The organism is Kitasatospora sp. NPDC096204 (assembly GCF_044763205.1).
Classification (GTDB): Bacteria; Actinomycetota; Actinomycetes; order Streptomycetales; family Streptomycetaceae; genus Kitasatospora.
This window is the reverse complement of sequence record NZ_JBIWFT010000027.1, coordinates 22,398-42,802: the sequence shown is the minus strand read 5'-3', so window position 1 is coordinate 42,802 and position 20,405 is coordinate 22,398. Positions and strand designations below refer to the sequence as shown.

Sequence of the window (20,405 nt, the reverse complement as noted above, 5' to 3'; positions counted from 1 at the left end):
AGGCCCGCAACAGAGCCGCGAGCCAGCGCGCCCACAGGACCCGAACCGGCCGCAGAACCGCCCCGCACCAGGCGATACGCTGTCCGCCATGCCGTCGTCACCACACGTTCCCGACCCCGCCACCGGAAGCCCCGACCCGGCGGTCGAGCACGCCCGACAGCTGACCGACACCGTCACCCGGCTGCGCCGCGCGCTGCGCAGCAGCATCCGCACCGACTACCCGTGGGAGTCCCTGCCGATGGCGCAGGTCGAACTCCTCCAGACACTGGCCGCCGCCCCACTGCGGGTCGGCGAGCTGGCCGCGCGGCAGCGTCTCGCCCCCAACACCGTCAGCGGGCTGGTCGGGAAGCTGCTCGACGCCGGGTTCGTGGACCGCCAGGCCGACCCCGGCGACCGCCGGACCGCCCGGATCGCCCTCACCCCGGCCGGACGCCGGCAGCTGGACGACTGGCAGCGCGCCCACGAGCGCCGGATCGCCGCCGCGCTCGACACCCTCGACCCGGCCGACCGCGCGGCGGTCGTCGGCGCGCTGCCCGCGCTGGACCAGCTCGCCCGCGCCCTCGCCCAGCCGGGCGCCGGCCAGCCGGGCGCCGGGACCGAGCAGGCGCCCGCAGCCGGGTGAAAACCGATGGTCGCCGGGGCTCGCCCGGCGTTACCGTCCCTCGCATGACCACCGCAGAGGTACGGATCGAACCCTGGGCGGACGGCGACCTCGCGCTGCTGCGCCGGATCAACACGCCGGAGATGAAGAAGCACGTCGGCGGGCCGGAGAGCGAGGAGCAACTGCTCGTACGGCACCGCCGCTACCTGGACTTCGTCCCGTCCGGGCTCGGCTGCATGTACCGGATCGTGCTGCTGCCCGAGGGCGAGGCGGTCGGGTCGGTCGGCTACGGCACCCGGACGTGGGAGGGACGGACCGTCCACGAGATGGGGTGGAACGTGCTGCCCGGCCACCAGGGCCGGGGCATCGCCGTCGCCGCCACCCGCGCGGCGGTCGCGGCCGCCCGCCGCGAGGCAGCCCACCCCCACCTGCACGCGTTCCCGTCGGTGGACAACCCGGCCTCCAACACGGTGTGCGCGAAGGCCGGGTTCACGCTGCTCGGCGAGACGGACTTCGAGTTCCCGCCCGGGCGGTTCATGCGCAGCAACAACTGGCGGGTGGAACTGCGGAGTTGAGCGCTCGGGTTGAGCGCTCGGGTTGAGCGCTCGGGCCCGGCGGTCAGAACAGGGTGCCGCTCTCCAGGTCCAGCAGCCAGCGCTTGCGGTCCACGCCGGCGGCGAAGCCGGTGAGCGCCCCGCCGGCACCGAGCACCCGGTGGCAGGGGCGGACGATCAGCAGCGGGTTGGCGCCCACCGCGCCGCCGACCGCCCGGACCATGCGCGGCTCCTGCCCCGCCAGCACGGCGAGTTCGCCGTAGGTGACGGTCGTGCCGTACGGGATCTCGTCCAGCGCGGCCCAGATCCTGCGGCGGAACTCGGTGCCCTCGGGCGCGAGCGGGAGGTCGAAGCCCGTGCGCTTGCCCGCGAAGTAGTCGGTCAGCTGCGCCACCGGCTCGGCGAGCGCCTCCGGGTCGAGCACCCAGTCGTCGGCGGGCTCGGCCAGCGCGTACTTCTGGCCGGGCACGGTGACGGTGGCCAGCGCGGCCGGGCCGCCGTCCTCCGGCAGCACCCCGCTGAGCAGCAGCCGACCGAAGGGGCTCTCCATGGTGGTGTAGACGGTGGTGCTCATGCTCGTTCGTTCTCCGTTCCGGTGCTGGTGGCGCTGATGCCGGTGGCGCTGGTGGTGCTGATGCTGATGCTGATGCCGGTGCTCGCGGGGGCGGTGGTCGCGGGACCGGTGCCGGCCGGGTCCATGCCGGCGGGACCGGTGCCGGCCGGGTCCATGCCGGCGGGGCCCGTGCCGGCCGGGTCCATGCCGGCGGGGCCCGTGCCGGCGGGACCGGCCCACAGCCGGTGGACGGCGTAGGAGCGCCACGGCGCCCAGGCCTCGGCGGCGCGGGCGGCGGACTTCGGGTCCCCGGCGGCGCCGAGGCGGAGCAGGCCGTGCTTGACGCCTACGTCGCTCGGGAGGAAGACGTCCGGGTCGGCCAGGGCCCGCATCCGCAGGTAGCCGACCGTCCAGGGGCCGATGCCGGGCAGCGCCAGCAGACCGGCCGCGGCGTCCTCCCGGTCGACCCCGCTGTCGAGCCGGACCACGCCCTCGGCCAGCGCGGCGCACAGGCCGGTGAGCGCGCGGCGGCGGGCGGCGGGCATCGCGAAGTCCTCGGGGTCGGCGGTGGCCAGGGCCGCCGCGGTCGGGAAGAGCAGGCGCAGGCCGCCGCTGGGCTCGGGCAGCGGAGTGCCGTACTTCTCGGCGAGCCGCCCCGCCAGGGTACGGGCGGCGACGACGCTGATCTGCTGGCCGAGGACGGCGCGGACGGCGAGCTCGTGCGGGTCCACGTGGCCGGGCGAGCGCAGACCGGGGCGCTCGCGGACCAGCGGGCCGAGCAGCGGGTCCGCGCCGAGCTGCTCGTCGACCGCGAGCGGGTCGGCGTCCAGGTCGAAGAGGATGCGCACGCGCTGGACGGCGGTCGGCAGGTCGCGCAGGTCGGTCAGCAGCAGGCGGCAGTCGAGCCAGCCGCGGGTGAGCGGCTCGCCCGGCGCCAGACCCTCGACCTCGGCGATGCCGTGGCCGTACGGGAGCGCGAGGGTGCGGCGGTACACGCGCACGCCGGGGCGCGCGCCGGGGACGACCTCCTCCACGCCGGGGACGGCACGCAGGGCGAGGAAGTCGATCAGGTGCTCGCTGTCGAGCGCACCGCGGTAGGCGAGGCGCAGGGTGAGGCCGCCGGCCGGGGTCGCGCCGCGGCGGCCGGCGGCGACCTCGGCGCGCAGGCCGCTGGGGGTGCGGTCGTAGACCTCGCGCACGGTGTCGTTGAACTGGCGGACCGAGGCGAAGCCGGCCGCGAACGCGATGTCGGTGACAGGCAGTTCGGTGGTCTGGAGGAGCAGGCGGGCGGTCTGCGCGCGGCGGGCGCGGGCCAGCGCGATGGGGCCGGCGCCGAGCTCCGCGGTCAGCTGGCGCTGCACCTGGCGGGCGCTGTAGCCGAGGCGGCCGGCCAGGCCGTCGACGCCCTCGCGGTCCACCACGCCGTCGCCGATCAACCGCATCGCGCGACCGACCAGGTCGGCGCGGTGGTTCCACTCGGGCGAGCCCGGCACGGAGTCGGGGCGGCAGCGCCGGCAGGCGCGGAAACCCGCGCCCTGGGCGGCCGCGGCGCTGGGGTAGAAGACGCAGTTGACGCGCTTGGGAGTCACGGCGGGGCAGCTCGGACGGCAGTAGATGCCGGTGGTGGTGACCGCCGTGAAGAAGACCCCGTCGAAGCGGGCGTCGCGGCTGTCCACGGCTCGGTACCGGATGTCGTCGTCGATCACGCTGTCCAGTTTGCGGCACTGGGTGGGGGGTGACTGGCGGAAATCGGACATTGCCGTTGATCGCCACTTCGGGGGCCCTCCCCCCTCCCCCACCCTCCCCCCTCCCCCACCCTCCCGCCTCCCGCCTCCCGCCACCCGCCACCCGCCACCCGCCACCCGCTGGGGCCGTAACCCACGGCCCACGGCCGATAGCCCCATGGCCCACGAGCCCATCACCACCGGCTCTCGGCCCACTGGACCCACCAAACCCACTGGACCCACCAGCCACCGGCTTCGGGCCTGCTCCCGCGGCCCGGCCGACGGGCCCGAAATTCGCGAGCCCGTCGGCCGCCCCGCCGCTACCCTCGCGGCATGAGTGAGCAGCAGTCCTACACCGGCCCGGACGACCCGCGCGTCGTCGCCCTGCCTCCGGCCGAGTTCGCGTTCCCCGGCCCGCTGCGGGACCAGCTGGTCGCCGCGATCCTCGACGGTGCCAAGACCAGCACCACCGGCCTGGTCGCCGACTACGAGCACGAGGGCGAGCCCCTGCCGCTGCCCGGTGAGCGCTCCGCGGTCCTCGACTCGGACGGCCACAGGGTCGCCGTGATCGAGACCACGGACGTCCGAGTGGTCCCGCTCGCGGAGGTCGACCTCCAGCACGCCCTGGACGAGGGCGAGGGGTGCACCAGCGTGGCCGAGTGGCGCGCGGCCCACGAGGAGTTCTGGAGCAGCCCGGAGCTGCTCGACGCCCTCGACGACCCGGAGTTCACCGTGGACGACACCACTCCTGTGGTCCTGCAGCGCTTCCGCCTGACGGCCGACCTCCGCTGAGCCGGGCGGGCCCGGCGGAGGCCGGCCGGCGGCCGTTGCGCGGCGGCCGGCCGGAGCCGTGGGTCAGCGCTTCACCGGACCTCCCGCGGCTCGCATCGACTTGTTGATCGTCTTCCACTTCTGCAGCCGCGTCTTGGCCACCCGGGCGTCCGAGCGCGAGGCGATCCACTCGTTCTCGCGCTGGAGCTTGAGGTAGCTGTCCATCCGGCGCTGCGGCAGGGTGCCGTCGGCCAGCGCCGCCTGCACCGCGCAGCCGGGCTCGGTGTGGTGGCCGCAGTCGTGGAAGCGGCACTCCTCGGCCAGCTCGGCTATGTCGGCGAAGGCCAGGTCCACGCCCTCGCCACCGTAGAGGCCGACCTCGCGCAGCCCGGGGGTGTCGATCAGCACGCCGCCGCCGGGCAGCGGGATCAGCTCGCGAGTGGTCGTGGTGTGGCGGCCCTTCTGGTCGACCGCGCGGGCCTCCTGGACCGTCATCACGTCGATGCCGACCAGCGCGTTGGTGAGCGTGGACTTGCCGACGCCGGACTGGCCGATCACCGCGGTGGTGCCGGGGATGCAGGCGCGGAGCACGTCCATGCCCTCACCGGTTTCGGCGCTCACCACGACCACCGTGACCCCGGGAGCGACCGCCTCGACGTCGGACCGGATGAAGTCGGCGTCGTCGACGAGGTCGGCCTTGGTGAGGACGACCAGCGGGTCGGCGCCGGACTCCCAGGCCAGGGCGAGGAAGCGCTCGATCCGCCCGAGGTCGGGGTCGGTGGCGAGGGAGGAGGCGATCAGCACGGTGTCGACGTTGGCGGCCAGCACCTGGCCGTCGGAGCGCTTGCCGGCCACCTTGCGGATGATCGCGGTGGAGCGCGGCATCAGGGCGGCGACCGAGGCCATCGGCTGGGCGTGCAGGTCGACCGCCGCCCAGTCGCCCGTGCACGGGCAGTTGATCATGTCGGCGTCGCCCACCGGCCGGGTGTCGAACCGGACGGTGCGCAACTCGCCCGTCTCCGGGTCGGCGATGACGGCGTCGCACTGGCCGCGGTCGACCCGGACGATCCGGGCGGGGAGCAGCCCGGCCTCGCCGAACGGGGTGAACAGCTCCGCGAGTTCGGGCGTCCAGCCGTAGCCGGCCAGCGCGGAGGCGCCAGCGGAGGACGACGGGGACGAAGAAGAGGAAGAGGAAGAGGAGAACGACGAAACGGAGGCAGCGTTGAACAACGCAGTGGCCCTTCGGGAGGAGATGGTCCCGGCGGGCTACGGCTGGGCGTGAAGGGCTCAGCCGGCGGCCGGGAAAAGGAGGTGAACGCGAGTGCTGCCCTGGGCAGCTATCGGGGCGACAACGACCACTGGGGTTCACCTCCTGCTCTCTACTCCTCGGGCGGCCCAATGGCCCCCGAACCGGATGTGTCACACGCTAGCGGGGCGGGGGATTTTGGCCAACCTATTTTTGACCTGCGGAAACGCGGCGAGGGGGGCGCCAGGGAGGCCTCGGCGGGCCAAAATTGGCCCGCCCTATCCTCGTCCGTACCGGTGCCTGAGGTTCGGGTCGTCCAGCCACCACGGCCGCATCCCCGTCTCCTCTTCCTCCGGCTGCCCCGCCGCCCGGGCCCGCTCGGCCGCCGCCGCGAAGCGGGCGTCCAGTTCGGCGTCCACCGCCTCGATCTCCTCCCGCCCCTGCACGACCATCCGCCGCACCAGCGCGGCCAGGAACGGCAGCCCGACCAGGTCCCCCAGCACCCAGAACGCGTTGCCGCCCCAGGTCTGGTCCTGTGCCAGGCTCGGCCCCCACGGCCGCCCGAGCGCCAGGTAGTGGTGCTCGGCGACCAGGTGCCCGCCGTAGATCAGCACGATCCCGAGCCCCGCGTCGAAGATCACCTCGGCGAAGGTGATGAACAGCCCGACCAGGTGCGGGTACTCGTGCCCGACCGGGTCGATCTGCAGGCGCGGCCAGAAGTACGCGAGACCCAGCAGCACCAGCGCCAGGTGCAGCACCGTGTTCCCGAGCCCGCTGGACACCGACCACTCGTACCAGGGCGTGAAGTAGAGCAGCCACGGCGGCGCCATCAGCAGCGCGGTGGAGACCGCCGGGAACATCAGCACCTTGGACGGGCGGCTGCGCAGCGCCCGCAGCAGGCGCTCCCGCCGGGCCGCCGGCGCCGACTCGACCAGCAGCGAGACCGGCGCGCCGAGCGCGAGCAGCAGCGGGACGACCATCAGCAGCAGCACGACCTGCACGGCCCGGTCGGTGAAGAGGATCCGGTCGTACACGCCGAGGCCGGAGCAGGTGCACCAGATCCACAGCAGCAGCCCGCCGAGGAACGCCGCGGTACGGGTGGGCTGCCAGCGCCCACCGCCGGACCCGGCCCCCGGCCCCCCGCCGCCAACGCGCGGCGCACCGCCGCCCCGGTCTCCGCCGTCCCCCGCGGCCGCCCGCTCCCCGGCCGCCCGCGCCCCGGCCACCCGGCCGACCCTGCGCACCGCCGCCAGGTACCAGACGGCGAGCAGCACCGACAGCGCGAGCACCAGTGGCTCCACGGTCCAGGACGTCGCCAGGTCGGACCACCGCCACGGCGGCGGCCCGCTGTAGGCGAGCACCGAGGCGGGGCCACCCACCGGGCCACCCGCCAGGCCGCCCGCCGCGCCGTCCACCACTGCGTCCATCCGCCCGCTCACCTCGCTCGTCCCGGCGGCCCCGCCCGATCGGCAACCCCGGGTCGGCCGCCCCGGCACCGGGGCACCCCGGCGCCCGGCCATGATGTCCCTCCGCGGCCGCCCCGCCGCACCCGGGGCCCGCCTCTATACCCGGGCCTGAACAAGGCTTTACCCGACCCCAACAAAGCTTTGCCCAGGCAAAGTTCTCCCCTCCTGCCGCTCCTTCCGGCAACCGCGGCGAAGACACAAACGTCTGGCAGGATGCGCCGTCGGCGAGACCCGCCACGTGCTCGACAAGGGGATGACAAGAGGTGCGAACGACTGCACGAGGCGACGGCCGCCGCCTCGCGGCGCGCCACCGCAACATCGAACTGGGCCTGCTGGCCCTCGCGGTGGCCGTCTGTCTGGCGGGACACATCGACGCCGACCTGGCGCTCACCGGCCGGATGCCGCCCGGGCTGCTGGTGCACGGCCTGTCGCTGGGCGCGCTGGCCGGGGTGGCCCATCTGGCGGTGCGCCGGTTCGCCCCGTACGCCGATCCGCTGATCCTGCCGCTGGGCGTCTTCCTGACCGGCTTCGGGCTGGTGCTGCTGGACCGGCTGGACTTCAGCTACAAGGCCGCGCACGCCGCGAAGGGCGACTACCAGAAGATCCCGGCCGCGCCGTCCCAGCTGATGTGGGTGTTCGTCTCGGTGGCGGTGGCGCTCGCGCTGATCGTCCTCGTCAAGCACCACCGTATCTTCCAGCGCTACGTCTACCTGCTGATGGCGGGTGCGCTGGTCCTGCTGGCCGCGCCGGTGCTCTCCCCGGGCGACAGCTTCGGCGCCAAGCGCTGGATCCGGCTGTTCGGACTCTCCTTCGAGCCGGACGAGTTCGTGAAGGTCGCGATCACGATCTTCTTCGCGGGGTACCTGATGGCCTCCCGGGACGCGCTGGCGCTGGCCGGGCGGAAGGTCTGGGGGCTGACCCTGCCGCGCGGACGGCACGCCGGCCCGGTGCTGGCGATCTGGGTGGTCAGCCTGCTGGTGCTGATCTTCGAACGCGACCTGGGCACCTCGCTGATCTTCTTCGGCGTCTTCATCGTGATGTTGTACGTGGCGACCGAGCGCACCAGCTGGGTGGTGCTCGGCCTGCTGATGGCGGTCGGCGGCGCGGCGGTGGTCGGCACCGTGGAGCCGCACGTGCACGGCCGCGTCGAGGCCTGGCTGCACCCGCTCGACTACTACAAGCCGGTGCACGACCAGGCGATCTCCGAGCAGCCCGCCGAGGCGCTGTTCAGCCTGGGCACCGGACACCTGACCGGGACCGGCCTGGGCTCGGGGCGGCCCTGGCTGATCGGCTTCGCCGGGCGCAGCGACTTCATCTTCACCACCATCGGCGAGGAGCTGGGCCTGGCCGGGGTGACCGCGGTGCTGCTGGTCTACGTGCTGCTGATCCAGCGCGGTCTGCGCACCGCGATCGGCCTGACCGACCCGTTCGGCAAGCTGCTGGCGACCGGCCTGTCGGCGGCGCTGGCGCTCCAGGTGTTCGTGGTGGTCGGCGGGGTGAGCGGGCTGGTGCCGCTGACCGGCAAGGCGCTGCCGTTCCTGGCCGCCGGCGGTTCGTCGCTGCTGGCGAACTGGCTGATGCTGGCGCTGCTGATCAAGCTGAGCGACTCCTCCGGACGCACCGCGCTGGACCCGCCCCAGCCCTCCCCGGAGCCGCTCCCGGCCCAGGCCCAGGCCCAGGGCCGCCCGGCGGAGCCGCTCGCCACCGACCCGCCACCCTCCGGCCCGTACGACCCGTACCCGTACGACCCGAACCCGCCGGCCCAGGACCCATCGGCGCCGAACCCGCCGGCCCCGGACCCCGGCGACCCGACCGCCCCCACCGGCCCGGTCCCCGCCGCCCACGCCGAGCCGCACCCCGGCCACGGCCGCCCGCCGGAGCAGGCCGCCCCCTGGCCGGCCAGCTGACCCACCGACGTGACAGGGCCTCCCCCGCACCCGCGGGAGAGGCCCTGCCCTTCTCCTGTCGTCCGCCCGCCTACCGCTGTTCCCACGGCGGCCGGGGCGGCCGCGGCGGGAACCCCGGCACCGGCCCGGGCTGCGAACCAGGCGAACCCGGCGCACCCGGCGAACCCGCCGCACCAGGTCCGCCCGGCTGCGCCCCAGGCCGGCCGCCCGGCTGCGACCCCGGCACGACCCCCGGCGGCGGCCCCGCCGGCCGGTCGCTGTCCGGCGGCGGCGGTCCGGGCCGGTGGTGCGGCCCGCCGCGGGCGGTGAGCCGCCCGCGCACGTTGTCCGCGGCCAGCACGTCGGCCCACCGCTCCGGGTACTCGGAGGGCACGTCGACGTCGTCGCCCTCGTCCTCGCCCCACTCCTCCTCGACGCCCTCGGCGAGCCCGAGTTCGCGGGCGCGCCGGGCCCGTTCGACGGCCCGCCGGGCGGCGACCTCGCGGACCACGGCGGCGGCCGCCTCCTCCTGGGCGCGCTCGTTCTCGGCCCGCGCGTCGGCGGTCTCCAGGGTGGGCCAGCGGCGGTCTATCGCGGCGTTCATCGCGGCGCCGATGAGCACCGCGAGCGCCACCACGAAGATCCACAGCAGTACGGCCACCGGCGCCGCCAGCGAGCCGTACACCGAGGGGCCCTCGCCCGAGCGGCCCTCGATCGAGCTGACCAGGTAGACCCGCAGGCCGACGCTGCAGAAGACCAGCACGACCAGGGCGACCAGGGCGCCGGGGATGTCCTCGCGCCACGGGGTCGAGACCGGGACGGCCAGGTGGTAGAGGGTGGTCAGCGAGACGATCAGCAGCACGATCGCGACCGGCCAGTAGAGGGCGCCGACCAGCCCGGCCACCCCCGGCACGGCGTTCTCCACCAGCCCGGGCCCGGCCATCAGCAGCGGCAGCACCAGCGAGCCGATCACCAGGGCGCCGAAGTAGAGGCCGAGCGACATCAGCCGGGTCTTGACGATGCCCCGCTTGCCGTCGAGCCCGTACATGACGGTGATGGTGTCGATGAAGATGTAGAGGGCCCTGGAGCCGGACCACAGGGACAGCAGGAAGCCGATCGAGACGAGGTCGGGCCGGGCGGTGTCGAACACCTGGTTGAGCAGCGGGACCACGACGTCGTTGACGGAGGAGTCGGACAGCACCGTGCCGGAGGCCGAGACGATGTCGTGCTTGAGCCGCTCGATGGTCTCCGCGCCGAGGAACTGGTCGAGGTAGCCGAGGGTGCCGGCCAGGCCGAGCAGCAGCGGGGGGATCGACAGCAGGGTGAAGAAGGCCGCCTCCGCGGCGAGCCCGGTGACCCGGTACTCGACGCAGGTGTTGGTGGTGTCCTTCACCAGGTCCCACGCCGTGCGGTACCAGGTGGCCTGTTTGGCCGCGCGCCGGGAGCCCTTGCCCCGGCGTCGGGAGGGCCGCTCGGCGTTCGGTCTGCTCGTATCGCCTGCTGCTTGCACAGGGCCAACCGTATCGGGCCGGGGCCGCGCGGTTGATCTCCCCGGGGCGGGGACGTGCGGCCGGGCGTCCGGGCGGGGAGCGGCGGGAACGTCCGGGTGTCCCATATGACGGAACCTCAGCGTCCATTATTCGGATGTTAGTGGACCGCGAGTCCCGCGCCGTGCGAATCTCTTGCCATGTCTAGCGCCGGAACCACCTTGGTAGGTCGACTCCACGTCGACCTCCTTCGCGTGTCCAGCGCCATCTGTCCGGTGACCTGAGCCCAACGCCGCCCGCACCACCGCACCCGGCGTCGACCTTCCCCGCCATCCCCGCCGCAGCGGGTGCGCAGGAGCCCGCCCGGTCCCGGTCACTGCCCTCAAGGCCTTGAGAAATCCGCAGGTCAGAGCAGCACCGCACGGCCGAGCACGCCCCGCGACCCATTCGGCGCCAGCGCCACCTGCCCCGAAGGACTTCACCATGGCCACCTCCCCCGAGACCGTCGAGCCCACGGCCGACCGCGCCGCCGAGCGCCGCCCCGCGGCGGCCCGCAAGGTGACCCGCCACCGCGGCGAGGGCCAGTGGGGCATGGGCCACCACACTCCCCTGAACGCCAACGAGCAGTTCAAGAAGGACGACGACGGTCTCAATGTGCGGACACGCATTGAGACGATCTACGCGCACCGGGGCTTCGACTCGATCGACCCCGCCGACCTGCGCGGCCGGATGCGCTGGTGGGGGCTCTACACCCAGCGCAAGGAGGGCATCGACGGCGGCAAGACCGCGATCCTGGACCCGCACGAGCTGGACGCCGAGTTCTTCATGCTCCGGGTGCGCATCGACGGCGGCCGGCTGACCGTCCCCCAGCTGCGGGCGATCGCCGAGGTCTCCGAGGAGTACGCCCGCGGCACCGCCGACCTGACCGACCGCCAGAACATCCAGTACCACTGGATCCGGATCGAGGACGTCCCGGCGATCTGGCGGAAGCTGGAGGCCGTCGGCCTGTCCACCACCGAGGCCTGCGGCGACACCCCGCGCGTCATCCTCGGCTCCCCGGTCGCCGGCATCGCCGAGGACGAGATCGTCGACGGCACCCCCGCGATCGAGGAGATCCAGCGCCGCTTCATCGGCAACCCGGACTTCTCCAACCTGCCGCGCAAGTTCAAGAGCGCCGTCTCCGGCTCCCCGCTGCTGGACGTCGCGCACGAGATCAACGACGTCTCCTTCGTCGGCGTGGTCCACCCCGAGCACGGGCCCGGCTTCGACCTGTGGGTCGGCGGCGGCCTGTCCACCAACCCCAAGCTGGGCGTGCGGCTGGGCGCGTGGGTCCCGCTGGACGAGGTGCCCGACGTCTACGGCGGCGTCATCGGCATCTTCCGCGACTACGGCTACCGGCGCCTGCGCAACCGCGCCCGGCTGAAGTTCCTGGTCGCCGACTGGGGCGTGGAGAAGTTCCGCCGGATGCTGGAGGAGGAGTACCTCGGGCGCCCGCTGCTCGACGGCCCCGCCCCCGCCGAGCCCGCCGCGCGCTGGCGCGACCACGTCGGCGTCCACCGGCAGCGGGACGGCCGGTTCTACGTCGGCTTCGCGCCGCGCGTCGGCCGGGTCGACGGCAAGCTGCTCGGCCGGATCGCCGACCTCGCCGCCGCCCACGGCAGCGACCGGGTGCGCACCACCGCCGAGCAGAAGATGCTCATCCTCGACATCGCCGAGGAGCACGTCGAGGCCGTGGTGGCCGGCCTGGAGGCGCTCGACCTGCGGGTCACCCCCTCGCCGTTCCGCCGCGGCACCATGGCCTGCACCGGCATCGAGTACTGCAAGCTCGCCATCGTCGAGACCAAGGAGCGCGGCCGCACGCTCATCGACGAGCTGGAGCAGCGCCTGCCGGACTTCGCCGAGCCGCTGACCATCAACATCAACGGCTGCCCGAACGCCTGCGCCCGCATCCAGGTCGCCGACATCGGCCTCAAGGGCCAGCTGGTCACCGACGAGCACGGCAACCAGGTCGAGGGCTACCAGGTGCACCTCGGCGGCGCGCTCGGCCTGGAGGCCGGCTTCGGCCGCAAGGTCCGCGGCCTCAAGGTCACCAGCGCGGGCCTGCCCGACTACGTCGAGCGGGTGCTGACCCGCTACCAGGCCGACCGCGCCGAGGGCGAGCGCTTCGCCCAGTGGGCGGCCCGGGCGACCGAGGAGCAGCTGTCGTGAGTGAGCGAGCGGCACCCTTCTTCTGCCCGTACTGCGGGGACGAGGACCTGCGCCCCTCCGAGGCCGGGCACGGCGCCTGGGAGTGCCACGGCTGCCGCCGCGCCTTCCAGTTGAAGTTCCTCGGCCTGCTGGCACCGACCGACCACGGGGGTACGTCACATGAGCAGCACCGTTCCTGACCACGCGTCGGTCGCGGAGCGGGCCGGCCGCGAGCTGGAGGAGGCGAGCGCGCAGGAGGTCCTCCGGTGGGCCGCGGACACCTTCGGCCCGCGGTTCTGCGTCACCTCCTCGATGGAGGACGCGGTCGTCGCCCACCTGGCGTCCTCGGTGTTCCCCGGGGTGGACGTGGTGTTCCTGGACACCGGCTACCACTTCCCGGAGACCATCGGGACGCGGGACGCGGTGGCCGCGACGATGCCGGTCAACGTCATCACGCTCACCCCGCTGAAGACGGTGGCCGAGCAGGACGCCGAGCTGGGGCCGCACCTGCACGACCGCGACCCGGACCTGTGCTGCTCACTGCGCAAGGTCGAGCCGCTCAACCGGGGCCTGGCCGGCTACGACGCCTGGGCGACCGGGCTGCGCCGCGACGAGTCGCCGACCCGGGCGAACACCCCGGTGGTGTCCTGGGACCCGAAGCGCCGCAAGGTCAAGATCGCGCCGATCGCCCGCTGGACCCAGGAGGACGTGGACGCCTACGTCGCCGCCAACGGCGTGCTGCTCAACCCGCTGCTGTGGGAGGGCTACACCTCGATCGGCTGCTCCCCGCTGTCCTGCACCCGCAAGCCCGGCGAGGGCGAGGACGCCCGGGCCGGCCGCTGGTCCGGGTCGGGCAAGATCGAGTGCGGCATCCACCTCTGACGAACCCGTCGGAAGAACCGTCAACCACTGCGTAAGGAAGAACCGTGACAGCTCACACCCTGGCCGCCGACGGAGCCGCAGAGGCGGCCCGCACGGCCGCACCCTGCGAGCGCGGCGCCACCGTGTGGCTGACCGGGCTGCCCAGCGCGGGCAAGACCACCCTCGCGTTCGCCCTCGCCGAGCGGCTGCGCGCCGAGGGGCACCGGGTCGAGGTCCTGGACGGCGACGAGATCCGCGAGTTCCTCTCCAAGGGCCTGGGCTTCTCCCGTGAGGACCGCCACACCAACGTCACCCGGATCGGCTTCGTCGCCGAGAAGCTGGCGGCGAACGGCGTCAAGGTGCTGGCCCCGGTGATCGCCCCGTTCGCGGACTCCCGCGCCGCGGTGCGCGAGCGCCACGCCGCGAACGGCACCGAGTTCCTGGAGGTGCACGTCGCCACCCCGGTCGAGCTGTGCGCCGAACGCGACGTCAAGGGCCTGTACGCGAAGCAGGCCGCCGGGGAGATCTCCGGCCTCACCGGGGTGGACGACCCGTACGAGGCGCCGCAGGACCCCGAGCTGCGCCTGCAGACCCGGGGCCGCGAGGTGGCCGAGTCCGCCGCCGAGCTGTACGTCTTCCTGACCGAAAGGGGCCTGGCATGACCACCGCGACGGACAGCCCGGTCCGGACTGACGACTCCCCGTTCGCGCTGTCCCACCTGGACGCGCTGGAGGCCGAGTCGGTGCACATCTTCCGCGAGGTCGCGGGGGAGTTCGAGCGCCCGGTGATCCTCTTCTCCGGCGGCAAGGACTCCATCGTCATGCTGCACCTGGCGCTCAAGGCCTTCCACCCCGCCGCCATCCCGTTCTCCCTGCTGCACGTCGACACGGGGCACAACTTCCCCGAGGTGATCGCCTACCGCGACCGCGTCGCCGCGCGGCACAACCTGCGCCTGCACGTCGCCCACGTCCAGGACTTCATCGACCGCGGTGTCCTGCGCGAGCGCCCCGACGGCACCCGCAACCCGCTGCAGACCGTGCCGCTGCTGGACGCCATCGAGAGGAACCGCTTCGACGCCGTCTTCGGCGGCGGGCGCCGCGACGAGGAGAAGGCCCGCGCCAAGGAGCGCGTCTTCTCGCTGCGCGACGAGTTCGGCGCCTGGGACCCGCGCCGCCAGCGCCCCGAACTGTGGTCGCTGTACAACGGCCGGCACGCCGTCGGCGAGCACGTGCGCGTCTTCCCGCTGTCCAACTGGACCGAACTCGACGTCTGGCAGTACATCGAGCGCGAGGGCATCGAGCTGCCGGAGATCTACTACGCCCACGAGCGCGAGGTCTTCGCCCGCAGCGGCATGTGGCTCACCGCCGGCGACTGGGGCGGCCCCAAGGACCACGAGCCGGTCGAGCGGCGGCTGATCCGCTACCGCACCGTCGGCGACATGTCCTGCACCGGCGCCGTCGACTCCGACGCCACCACCATCGAGGCCGTCATCGCCGAGATCGCCGCCAGCCGCCTCACCGAGCGCGGCGCGACCCGCGCCGACGACAAGCTCTCCGAGGCCGCGATGGAAGACCGCAAGCGCGAGGGGTACTTCTAACCATGACCAGCACCGCCACCCAGCACACCGCCGCCACCTCGCTGCTGCGTTTCGCCACCGCCGGCTCCGTCGACGACGGCAAGTCCACCCTCGTCGGCCGCCTGCTGCACGACTCCAAGTCCGTCCTCGCCGACCAGCTGGAGGCCGTCGAGCACGCCTCCCGCAGCCGGGGCCAGGAGGCGCCCGACCTCGCGCTGCTCACCGACGGCCTGCGCGCCGAACGCGAGCAGGGCATCACCATCGACGTGGCCTACCGCTACTTCGCCACGCCCCGGCGGCGGTTCATCCTCGCCGACACCCCCGGCCACGTGCAGTACACCCGCAACATGGTCACCGGCGCCTCCACCGCCGAACTCGCCGTCGTCCTCGTCGACGCCCGCAACGGCGTCGTCGAGCAGACCCGCCGGCACGCCGCCGTCGCCGCGCTGCTGCGCGTGCCGCACGTCGTCCTCGCCGTCAACAAGATGGACCTGGTCGACTACGCCGAGCCGGTCTTCGCCGCCATCGCCGCCGAGTTCACCGCGTACGCGGCCTCCCTCGGCGTCCGGGACGTGCTGGCCGTCCCGATCTCGGCGCTGGCCGGCGACAACGTGGTCGAGCCGTCCGCGCACATGGACTGGTACGGCGGCCCGACCCTGCTGGAGCACCTGGAGACGGTGCCGGTCGGCAGCGACCCGGGCGCCGAACCCGCCCGTTTCCCCGTCCAGTACGTCATCCGCCCGCAGACCGAGGAGCACCCCGACTACCGCGGCTACGCCGGCCAACTGGCCTCCGGGGTCCTGCGGGTGGGCGACACCGTCACGGTGCTGCCCTCCGGCCACACCACCACCGTGGCCGGGATCGACGCGCTCGGCCGGGAGACGGACCTCGCCTGGGCCCCGCAGTCGGTGACCGTCCGCCTCGCCGACGACATCGACGTCTCCCGCGGCGACCTCATCGCGGCCGGCCCCGCTCCCGTCCCCACCAAGGACGTCGAGGCCACCGTCAGCCACCTCAACGAGCGCCCGCTGCGCGCCGGCGACAAGGTCCTGCTCAAGCACACCACCCGCACGGTGCGGGCGCTGGTCAAGGAGATCGGCTACCGGATCGACATCGACACGCTGGAGCGGCGCTCCGGCGCCGACGGGCTGGACGTCAACGACATCGGCCACATCGTGCTGCGCACCGCCGAGCCGCTGGCCCTCGACAGCTACACCGACAACCGCCGCACCGGATCGTTCCTGCTCATCGACCCGGCCGACGGCACCACCCTCACCGCCGGCATGGCGGGCGAGGCCTTCGACACCGCACCCACCACCGGCACACCCGACGAGGAGGACTGGGTCTGATGCCCAGCGAGGCGTTCTCGGGCATGGACAAGGAAGGCGGCCGCATCGGCAGCGGCGTCCTCGGCAGCGGCCAGGGCGGCCTGACCCGATGTGCGGGCCGACAGGGCTGAGTTCGCCCTGTCACCGGGCTGTCTCCCCCCACAGCCGCCCGGCCTGCCCCGGCACACCGCTGCCGCGCGCACCACCTTCCGCACCTTCCGCCCGAGACCGCCTCCTGACGGTCCGTCCGCGAACAGGACTCACCATGGCACCGAACCCGGCACCCTCGCACGGCACGCCCCCGCACAGCCCGTCCGCCAACGGCCCTTCCGCGCACGGCCCTTCCGCGCATAGGCGCCCCCGCCCCGTCGCCGGGCGGATCAGACGGCCCGCCGCCGCGGCCGCGGCCGGCCTGACCGCGGTGGCCCTGCTGTCCGCCTGCGGCTACGGCTCGCAGGCCGACGGCAAGTCCTCCGACACCAAGGCCGACACCGCGGCCACCGCCGGGAACTCCGGCGCGAAGCTGTCCGCGGACACGGTGAAGATCGGCTACTTCGCCAACCTCACCCACGGCACCCCGCTGGTCGGCCTCCAGGAAGGCATATTCCAGAAGGAGCTCGGCTCCACCCAGGTCAAGACCCAGGTCTTCAACGCCGGACCCGCCGAGATCGAGGCCCTGAACGCCGGCTCCATCGACATCGGCTGGATCGGCCCCTCCCCCGCGATCAACGGCTACACCAAGTCCGACGGCAAGTCCCTGAAGATCATCGGCGGTTCCGCCTCCGGCGGCGTCAAGCTGGTCGCCAACCCGGACAAGATCGCCTCCCTGGACGACCTCAAGGGCAAGAAGATCGCCACGCCCCAGCTCGGCAACACCCAGGACGTCGCCCTGCTCAACTACCTCGCGGGCAAGGGCTACAAGGTCGACGCGGCCTCCGGCGCCGGTGACGTCTCGGTCGTGCGCACCGACAACAAGGTCACCCCCGACGCCTACAAGTCCGGCTCCATCGACGGCGCCTGGGTGCCCGAGCCCACCGCGTCCAAGCTGGTCACGCTGGGCGCGAAGGTCCTGCTCAACGAGAAGGACGTCTGGCCGGACAAGCAGTTCGTGATCACCAACATCATCGTCTCGCAGAAGTTCCTCAAGGAGCACCCGGACGTGGTGGAGGCCGTGCTGCGCGGCTCGGTGAAGACCAACGCCTTCATCAAGGCCGACCCCGACAAGGCCAAGGCCGACGCCAACGAGGCGATCAGGAAGGAGGCCGGCAACGCCCTGGAGCCGGCCATCCTCGACCCGGCCTGGGCCGACATCGACTTCCTGGACGACCCGCTGGCGAACACCCTCCAGGCCGAGGCCGACCACGCCGTCACCGCCGGGCTCCTGAAGAAGCCCACCCTGAACGGCATCTACGACCTCACCCCGCTGAACAAGGTGCTCGCCGCCCAGGGCCGACCGGCCGTCGCGGACGCCGGACTCGGCGCCAAGTAGCGCCCGTGGCACGGCCGTTCGTCCCGGCGCCGCCGTTCACCACTGGCACCGCCGTTCGCCGCGGCGCCGCCGCCAGGCCCGGCACCGCCGCCCGTCCCGACTCCGCGGTCCGGCCCCGCCCGCCCGGTCGATCCCCGATCGATGCCCACCGGGACGGGCGGGGCCCGGGCCCCGGCCCAGACCTCCCCCTCCCCGCCCGGAGGAGCCCATGACCACTCACGCAGGAGGTGCCCGGATGACTCCGGCACTGACCACCTCGGCGGACGCCCCCGGCGCCGACGCCCCCGGCGGCGCGCCCGCCGTCCGGATCTCGCACGTGCACAAGTCCTTCGGCCGCCCCGGCGCCCAGACCCACGTCCTGGACGACATCACCCTCGACGTCGCCCCCGGCGAGTTCGTCACCCTGCTCGGCGCCTCCGGCTGCGGAAAGTCCACCCTGCTCAACCTGGTCGCCGGCCTCGACCGGCCCAGCGCCGGCACCATCGAGGTGCCCGGCGGCCGCCCCGCCCTGATGTTCCAGGAGCACGCCCTGTTCCCCTGGCTCACCGCCGGCCGGAACATCGAACTCGCCCTCAAGCTGGCCGGCGTCCCCCGCCCCGAGCGCCGCGCCGAGGCCGAGCGCCTCCTCGAACTCGTCCGCCTCGCCGGCGCGTACGGCAAGCGCGTGCACGAGCTGTCCGGCGGCATGCGCCAGCGCGTCGCCATGGCCCGCGCCCTCGCCCAGGGCAGCGAGGTGCTGCTCATGGACGAGCCCTTCGCCGCCCTCGACGCCATCACCCGCGACGTCCTCCACGACGAGATCACCCGCATCTGGGCCGAACGGCGGCTGTCCGTCCTCTTCGTCACCCACAACGTCCGCGAGGCCGTCCGCCTCGCCCAGCGGGTCGTCCTGCTCTCCTCCCGCCCCGGCCGGGTCGCCCGCGAATGGCACATCGACCTGCCGCAGCCGCGCCGCATCGAGTCCGCGGGCGTCGCCGACCTGTCCATCGAGATCACCGAAGAACTGCGTGGGGAGATCCGCCGCCATGGCCAGCACTGACACCACGCTCACCAAGCCCACCGCGGGCACGAGCGACACCGCCGACGTCGGCGCGGGCCTGGACGCCCTCGACGCCGTCACCACACAGCGCGGATCCCTCGGCGAGGCGCTGCGCGGCAAGGCCCTGCCGCCGCTGATCGGCGTCCTCGTGGTGCTCGCGCTGTGGCAGGGGGCGTACAGCCTGCAGCTCACGTCCTCGTACAAGCTGCCCAGCCCGGCGGACGTGTGGCGCTCCGCCCAGGACCTCTGGTACCAGGGCACCCTGTTCTCGATCATCTGGACCAGCGTCTGGCGGGGCCTGTCCGGCTTCCTGCTCGCCGTGGTCATCGGCACCCCGATCGGGCTGGTCGTCGCCCGGGTCCGGCCGGTGCGCACCGCGATCGGGCCGGTCCTGCAGGGCCTGCAGTCGCTGCCCTCGGTGGCCTGGGTGCCCGCGGCCGTCATCTGGCTCGGCATCAACGACTCGATGATGTACGCGGTGATCCTGCTGGGTGCCGTCCCCTCGATCGCCAACGGGCTGGTGGCCGGCATCGACCAGGTGCCGCCGCTGTTCCTGCGGGCCGGACGCACCCTCGGCGCCACCGGCCTCACCGGGGCGCGCCACGTCCTCATCCCCGCGGCCCTGCCCGGCTACCTGGCCGGCCTCAAGCAGGGGTGGGCGTTCTCCTGGCGCTCCCTGATGGCCGCCGAACTCGTCGCGTCCTCGCCCGACCTGGGCCGGGGACTCGGCCGCTTCCTGGAGGACCAGCGCGAGTTCTCCGACATGTCGGGCGTCCTGCTCGGCATCATCCTCATCCTCTTCGTCGGCATCGCCATCGAGCTGCTGGTGTTCACCCCGGTCGAGCGCCGGGTGCTGCGCAACCGCGGGCTGCTGGCCGCGAGCAAGTGAGGCACCACTGATGCCCGCCCTCCTCCTGATCGCCCACGGCAGCCGCGACCCGCGCCACGCCGCGACGGTGGCCGCGCTCGTGGAGGAGGTGCGGGCGCGGCGGCCCGGCACCGAGGTCGCCACCGCCTACCTGGACCACTGCGCACCGAGGATCCCGCAGGTGGTGGGACGGCTGGCGGACGCGGTGGCGGTGCCGCTGCTGCTGAACCGGGCGTTCCACGCCAAGCACGACATCCCGGCCGCGCTGCGTGCCGCCGGCTCCCGGCTGCCGGTGGCGGACGTCCTCGGCCCCTCGCCGCTGCTGCTCGCGGCCCTGGACCGGCGGCTGGCCGAGGCCGGTCTGGCGGTCGGCTCGCCGGCGGTGCGGGCCCGCACCGGGGTCGTGCTGGCGGCGGCCGGCTCCTCCGATCCGGCCGCCGACGCGGCGACCCGCGCGGTCGCCGCCGAGTGGCGGCGCACCCGCGGCTGGGCCGGCGTCGAGGTCGCCTACGCCTCCGCGGCGGGCCCGCGCGTCCCCGACGCGCTCGCCGCCCTGCGCGCCGACGGCGCCGAGCACACCGCCGTCGCCCCGTACCTGCTGGCCCCGGGGCTGCTCCCGGACCGCATCGCGGCCGCCGCCGTGGCCGCCGGGGCGGACGTCCTGGCCGGCGTCCTCGGCGCGTGCCCCGAGGTGGCGGCGCTGCTCCTGGAACGCCACGCCGAGGCCCTGCGCGCCACCGAGACGGCCCCCGCGCTCACCGCCTGAGGC

20 protein-coding genes are annotated in these 20,405 nt (G+C 73.8%); 15 read left to right on the top strand and 5 right to left on the bottom strand.

Translation table 11 applies throughout. The features are described from left to right. The first annotated feature begins 88 nt into the window (after nt 1–88). A complete protein-coding gene (locus ACIQ87_RS26620; RefSeq protein WP_402410894.1) occupies nt 89–622 on the top strand; it encodes a MarR family winged helix-turn-helix transcriptional regulator in 534 nt (177 codons plus the stop codon). A 44-nt stretch (nt 623–666) separates the two neighbouring features. After that, complete coding sequence (locus ACIQ87_RS26615; RefSeq protein ID WP_402410891.1) at nt 667–1,176, top strand: GNAT family N-acetyltransferase; 510 nt, start codon at nt 667–669, stop codon at nt 1,174–1,176. A gap of 43 nt (nt 1,177–1,219) precedes the next feature. On the opposite strand, the gene ACIQ87_RS26610 is transcribed toward ACIQ87_RS26615, so the two are convergent. Then, nucleotides 1,220–1,729: a methylated-DNA--[protein]-cysteine S-methyltransferase gene (locus ACIQ87_RS26610; protein ID WP_402410888.1), complete on the bottom strand. Its 510-nt coding sequence runs from the start codon at nt 1,727–1,729 to the stop codon at nt 1,220–1,222. Further along, the gene (locus ACIQ87_RS26605; RefSeq protein WP_402410885.1) at nt 1,726–3,465 is read right to left on the bottom strand and encodes an AlkA N-terminal domain-containing protein; all 1,740 of its coding nucleotides are present in this window, start codon (nt 3,463–3,465) and stop codon (nt 1,726–1,728) included. Before ACIQ87_RS26605 ends, ACIQ87_RS26610 begins: the two co-directional genes overlap by 4 nt. Nucleotides 3,466–3,765: 300 nt before the next feature. Between ACIQ87_RS26605 and ACIQ87_RS26600 the strand changes: the two genes are divergently transcribed. Next, entirely contained in the window at nt 3,766–4,224 is a 459-nt protein-coding gene (locus tag ACIQ87_RS26600) for an ASCH domain-containing protein (RefSeq protein ID WP_402410883.1), read from the top strand. A gap of 63 nt (nt 4,225–4,287) precedes the next feature. Here the strand turns inward: ACIQ87_RS26600 and rsgA are convergent, their stop codons facing one another. Next, nucleotides 4,288–5,433, bottom strand: coding sequence for a ribosome small subunit-dependent GTPase A (rsgA, locus tag ACIQ87_RS26595; RefSeq protein ID WP_402410881.1), 1,146 nt, complete (start codon nt 5,431–5,433; stop codon nt 4,288–4,290). 294 nt (nt 5,434–5,727) lie between these two features. Beyond that, a complete protein-coding gene (locus ACIQ87_RS26590; RefSeq protein ID WP_402410875.1) occupies nt 5,728–6,876 on the bottom strand; it encodes a cytochrome c oxidase assembly protein in 1,149 nt (382 codons plus the stop codon). Between the two features lie 302 nt (nt 6,877–7,178). Here ACIQ87_RS26590 and ACIQ87_RS26585 point away from each other — a divergent pair, with 302 nt between their 5' ends. Further along, nucleotides 7,179–8,822: an FtsW/RodA/SpoVE family cell cycle protein gene (locus tag ACIQ87_RS26585; protein WP_402410872.1), complete on the top strand. Its 1,644-nt coding sequence runs from the start codon at nt 7,179–7,181 to the stop codon at nt 8,820–8,822. 70 nt (nt 8,823–8,892) lie between these two features. Here ACIQ87_RS26585 and ACIQ87_RS26580 read toward each other — a convergent pair whose 3' ends face one another. After that, the gene (locus ACIQ87_RS26580) at nt 8,893–10,311 is read right to left on the bottom strand and encodes a YihY/virulence factor BrkB family protein (RefSeq protein ID WP_402410869.1); all 1,419 of its coding nucleotides are present in this window, start codon (nt 10,309–10,311) and stop codon (nt 8,893–8,895) included. Between the two features lie 177 nt (nt 10,312–10,488). Between ACIQ87_RS26580 and ACIQ87_RS26575 the strand changes: the two genes are divergently transcribed. From ACIQ87_RS26575 to ACIQ87_RS26525, 11 genes are all read left to right on the top strand, one after another. Beyond that, nucleotides 10,489–10,572 (top strand): putative leader peptide, encoded by an 84-nt coding sequence (locus tag ACIQ87_RS26575; RefSeq protein WP_318264789.1) that lies wholly within the window; start codon nt 10,489–10,491, stop codon nt 10,570–10,572. Nucleotides 10,573–10,771: 199 nt separating this feature from the next. Further along, nucleotides 10,772–12,496 carry a nitrite/sulfite reductase gene (locus ACIQ87_RS26570; protein ID WP_402410867.1) on the top strand — a complete coding sequence of 575 codons (1,725 nt, stop codon included), beginning with the start codon at nt 10,772–10,774 and terminating at the stop codon, nt 12,494–12,496. Continuing rightward, on the top strand, nt 12,493–12,675 hold the full coding sequence (locus ACIQ87_RS26565) for a hypothetical protein (RefSeq protein ID WP_392869085.1): 183 nt from the start codon (nt 12,493–12,495) through the stop codon (nt 12,673–12,675). The genes ACIQ87_RS26570 and ACIQ87_RS26565 overlap by 4 nt, the downstream gene beginning before the upstream one ends. Further along, the gene (locus ACIQ87_RS26560) at nt 12,656–13,357 is read left to right on the top strand and encodes a phosphoadenylyl-sulfate reductase (protein ID WP_402410865.1); all 702 of its coding nucleotides are present in this window, start codon (nt 12,656–12,658) and stop codon (nt 13,355–13,357) included. Before ACIQ87_RS26565 ends, ACIQ87_RS26560 begins: the two co-directional genes overlap by 20 nt. A gap of 59 nt (nt 13,358–13,416) precedes the next feature. Further along, complete coding sequence (cysC, locus tag ACIQ87_RS26555) at nt 13,417–13,998, top strand: adenylyl-sulfate kinase (RefSeq protein ID WP_402411103.1); 582 nt, start codon at nt 13,417–13,419, stop codon at nt 13,996–13,998. Next, nucleotides 13,995–14,933, top strand: a complete 939-nt coding sequence (gene cysD / locus ACIQ87_RS26550; protein WP_402410862.1) for a sulfate adenylyltransferase subunit CysD — start codon at nt 13,995–13,997, stop codon at nt 14,931–14,933. The genes cysC and cysD overlap by 4 nt, the downstream gene beginning before the upstream one ends. A 2-nt stretch (nt 14,934–14,935) precedes the next feature. Further along, nucleotides 14,936–16,261 carry a sulfate adenylyltransferase subunit 1 gene (locus tag ACIQ87_RS26545; protein ID WP_402410859.1) on the top strand — a complete coding sequence of 442 codons (1,326 nt, stop codon included), beginning with the start codon at nt 14,936–14,938 and terminating at the stop codon, nt 16,259–16,261. Nucleotides 16,262–16,505: 244 nt separating this feature from the next. Further along, nucleotides 16,506–17,729 carry an aliphatic sulfonate ABC transporter substrate-binding protein gene (locus tag ACIQ87_RS26540; RefSeq protein WP_402410856.1) on the top strand — a complete coding sequence of 408 codons (1,224 nt, stop codon included), beginning with the start codon at nt 16,506–16,508 and terminating at the stop codon, nt 17,727–17,729. 235 nt (nt 17,730–17,964) lie between these two features. After that, complete coding sequence (locus ACIQ87_RS26535) at nt 17,965–18,768, top strand: ABC transporter ATP-binding protein (protein WP_402410853.1); 804 nt, start codon at nt 17,965–17,967, stop codon at nt 18,766–18,768. Further along, complete coding sequence (locus tag ACIQ87_RS26530) at nt 18,755–19,657, top strand: ABC transporter permease (RefSeq protein ID WP_402410851.1); 903 nt, start codon at nt 18,755–18,757, stop codon at nt 19,655–19,657. The genes ACIQ87_RS26535 and ACIQ87_RS26530 overlap by 14 nt, the downstream gene beginning before the upstream one ends. A 10-nt stretch (nt 19,658–19,667) precedes the next feature. Beyond that, entirely contained in the window at nt 19,668–20,402 is a 735-nt protein-coding gene (locus ACIQ87_RS26525) for a sirohydrochlorin chelatase (RefSeq protein WP_402410848.1), read from the top strand. Nucleotides 20,403–20,405 lie beyond the last annotated feature (3 nt).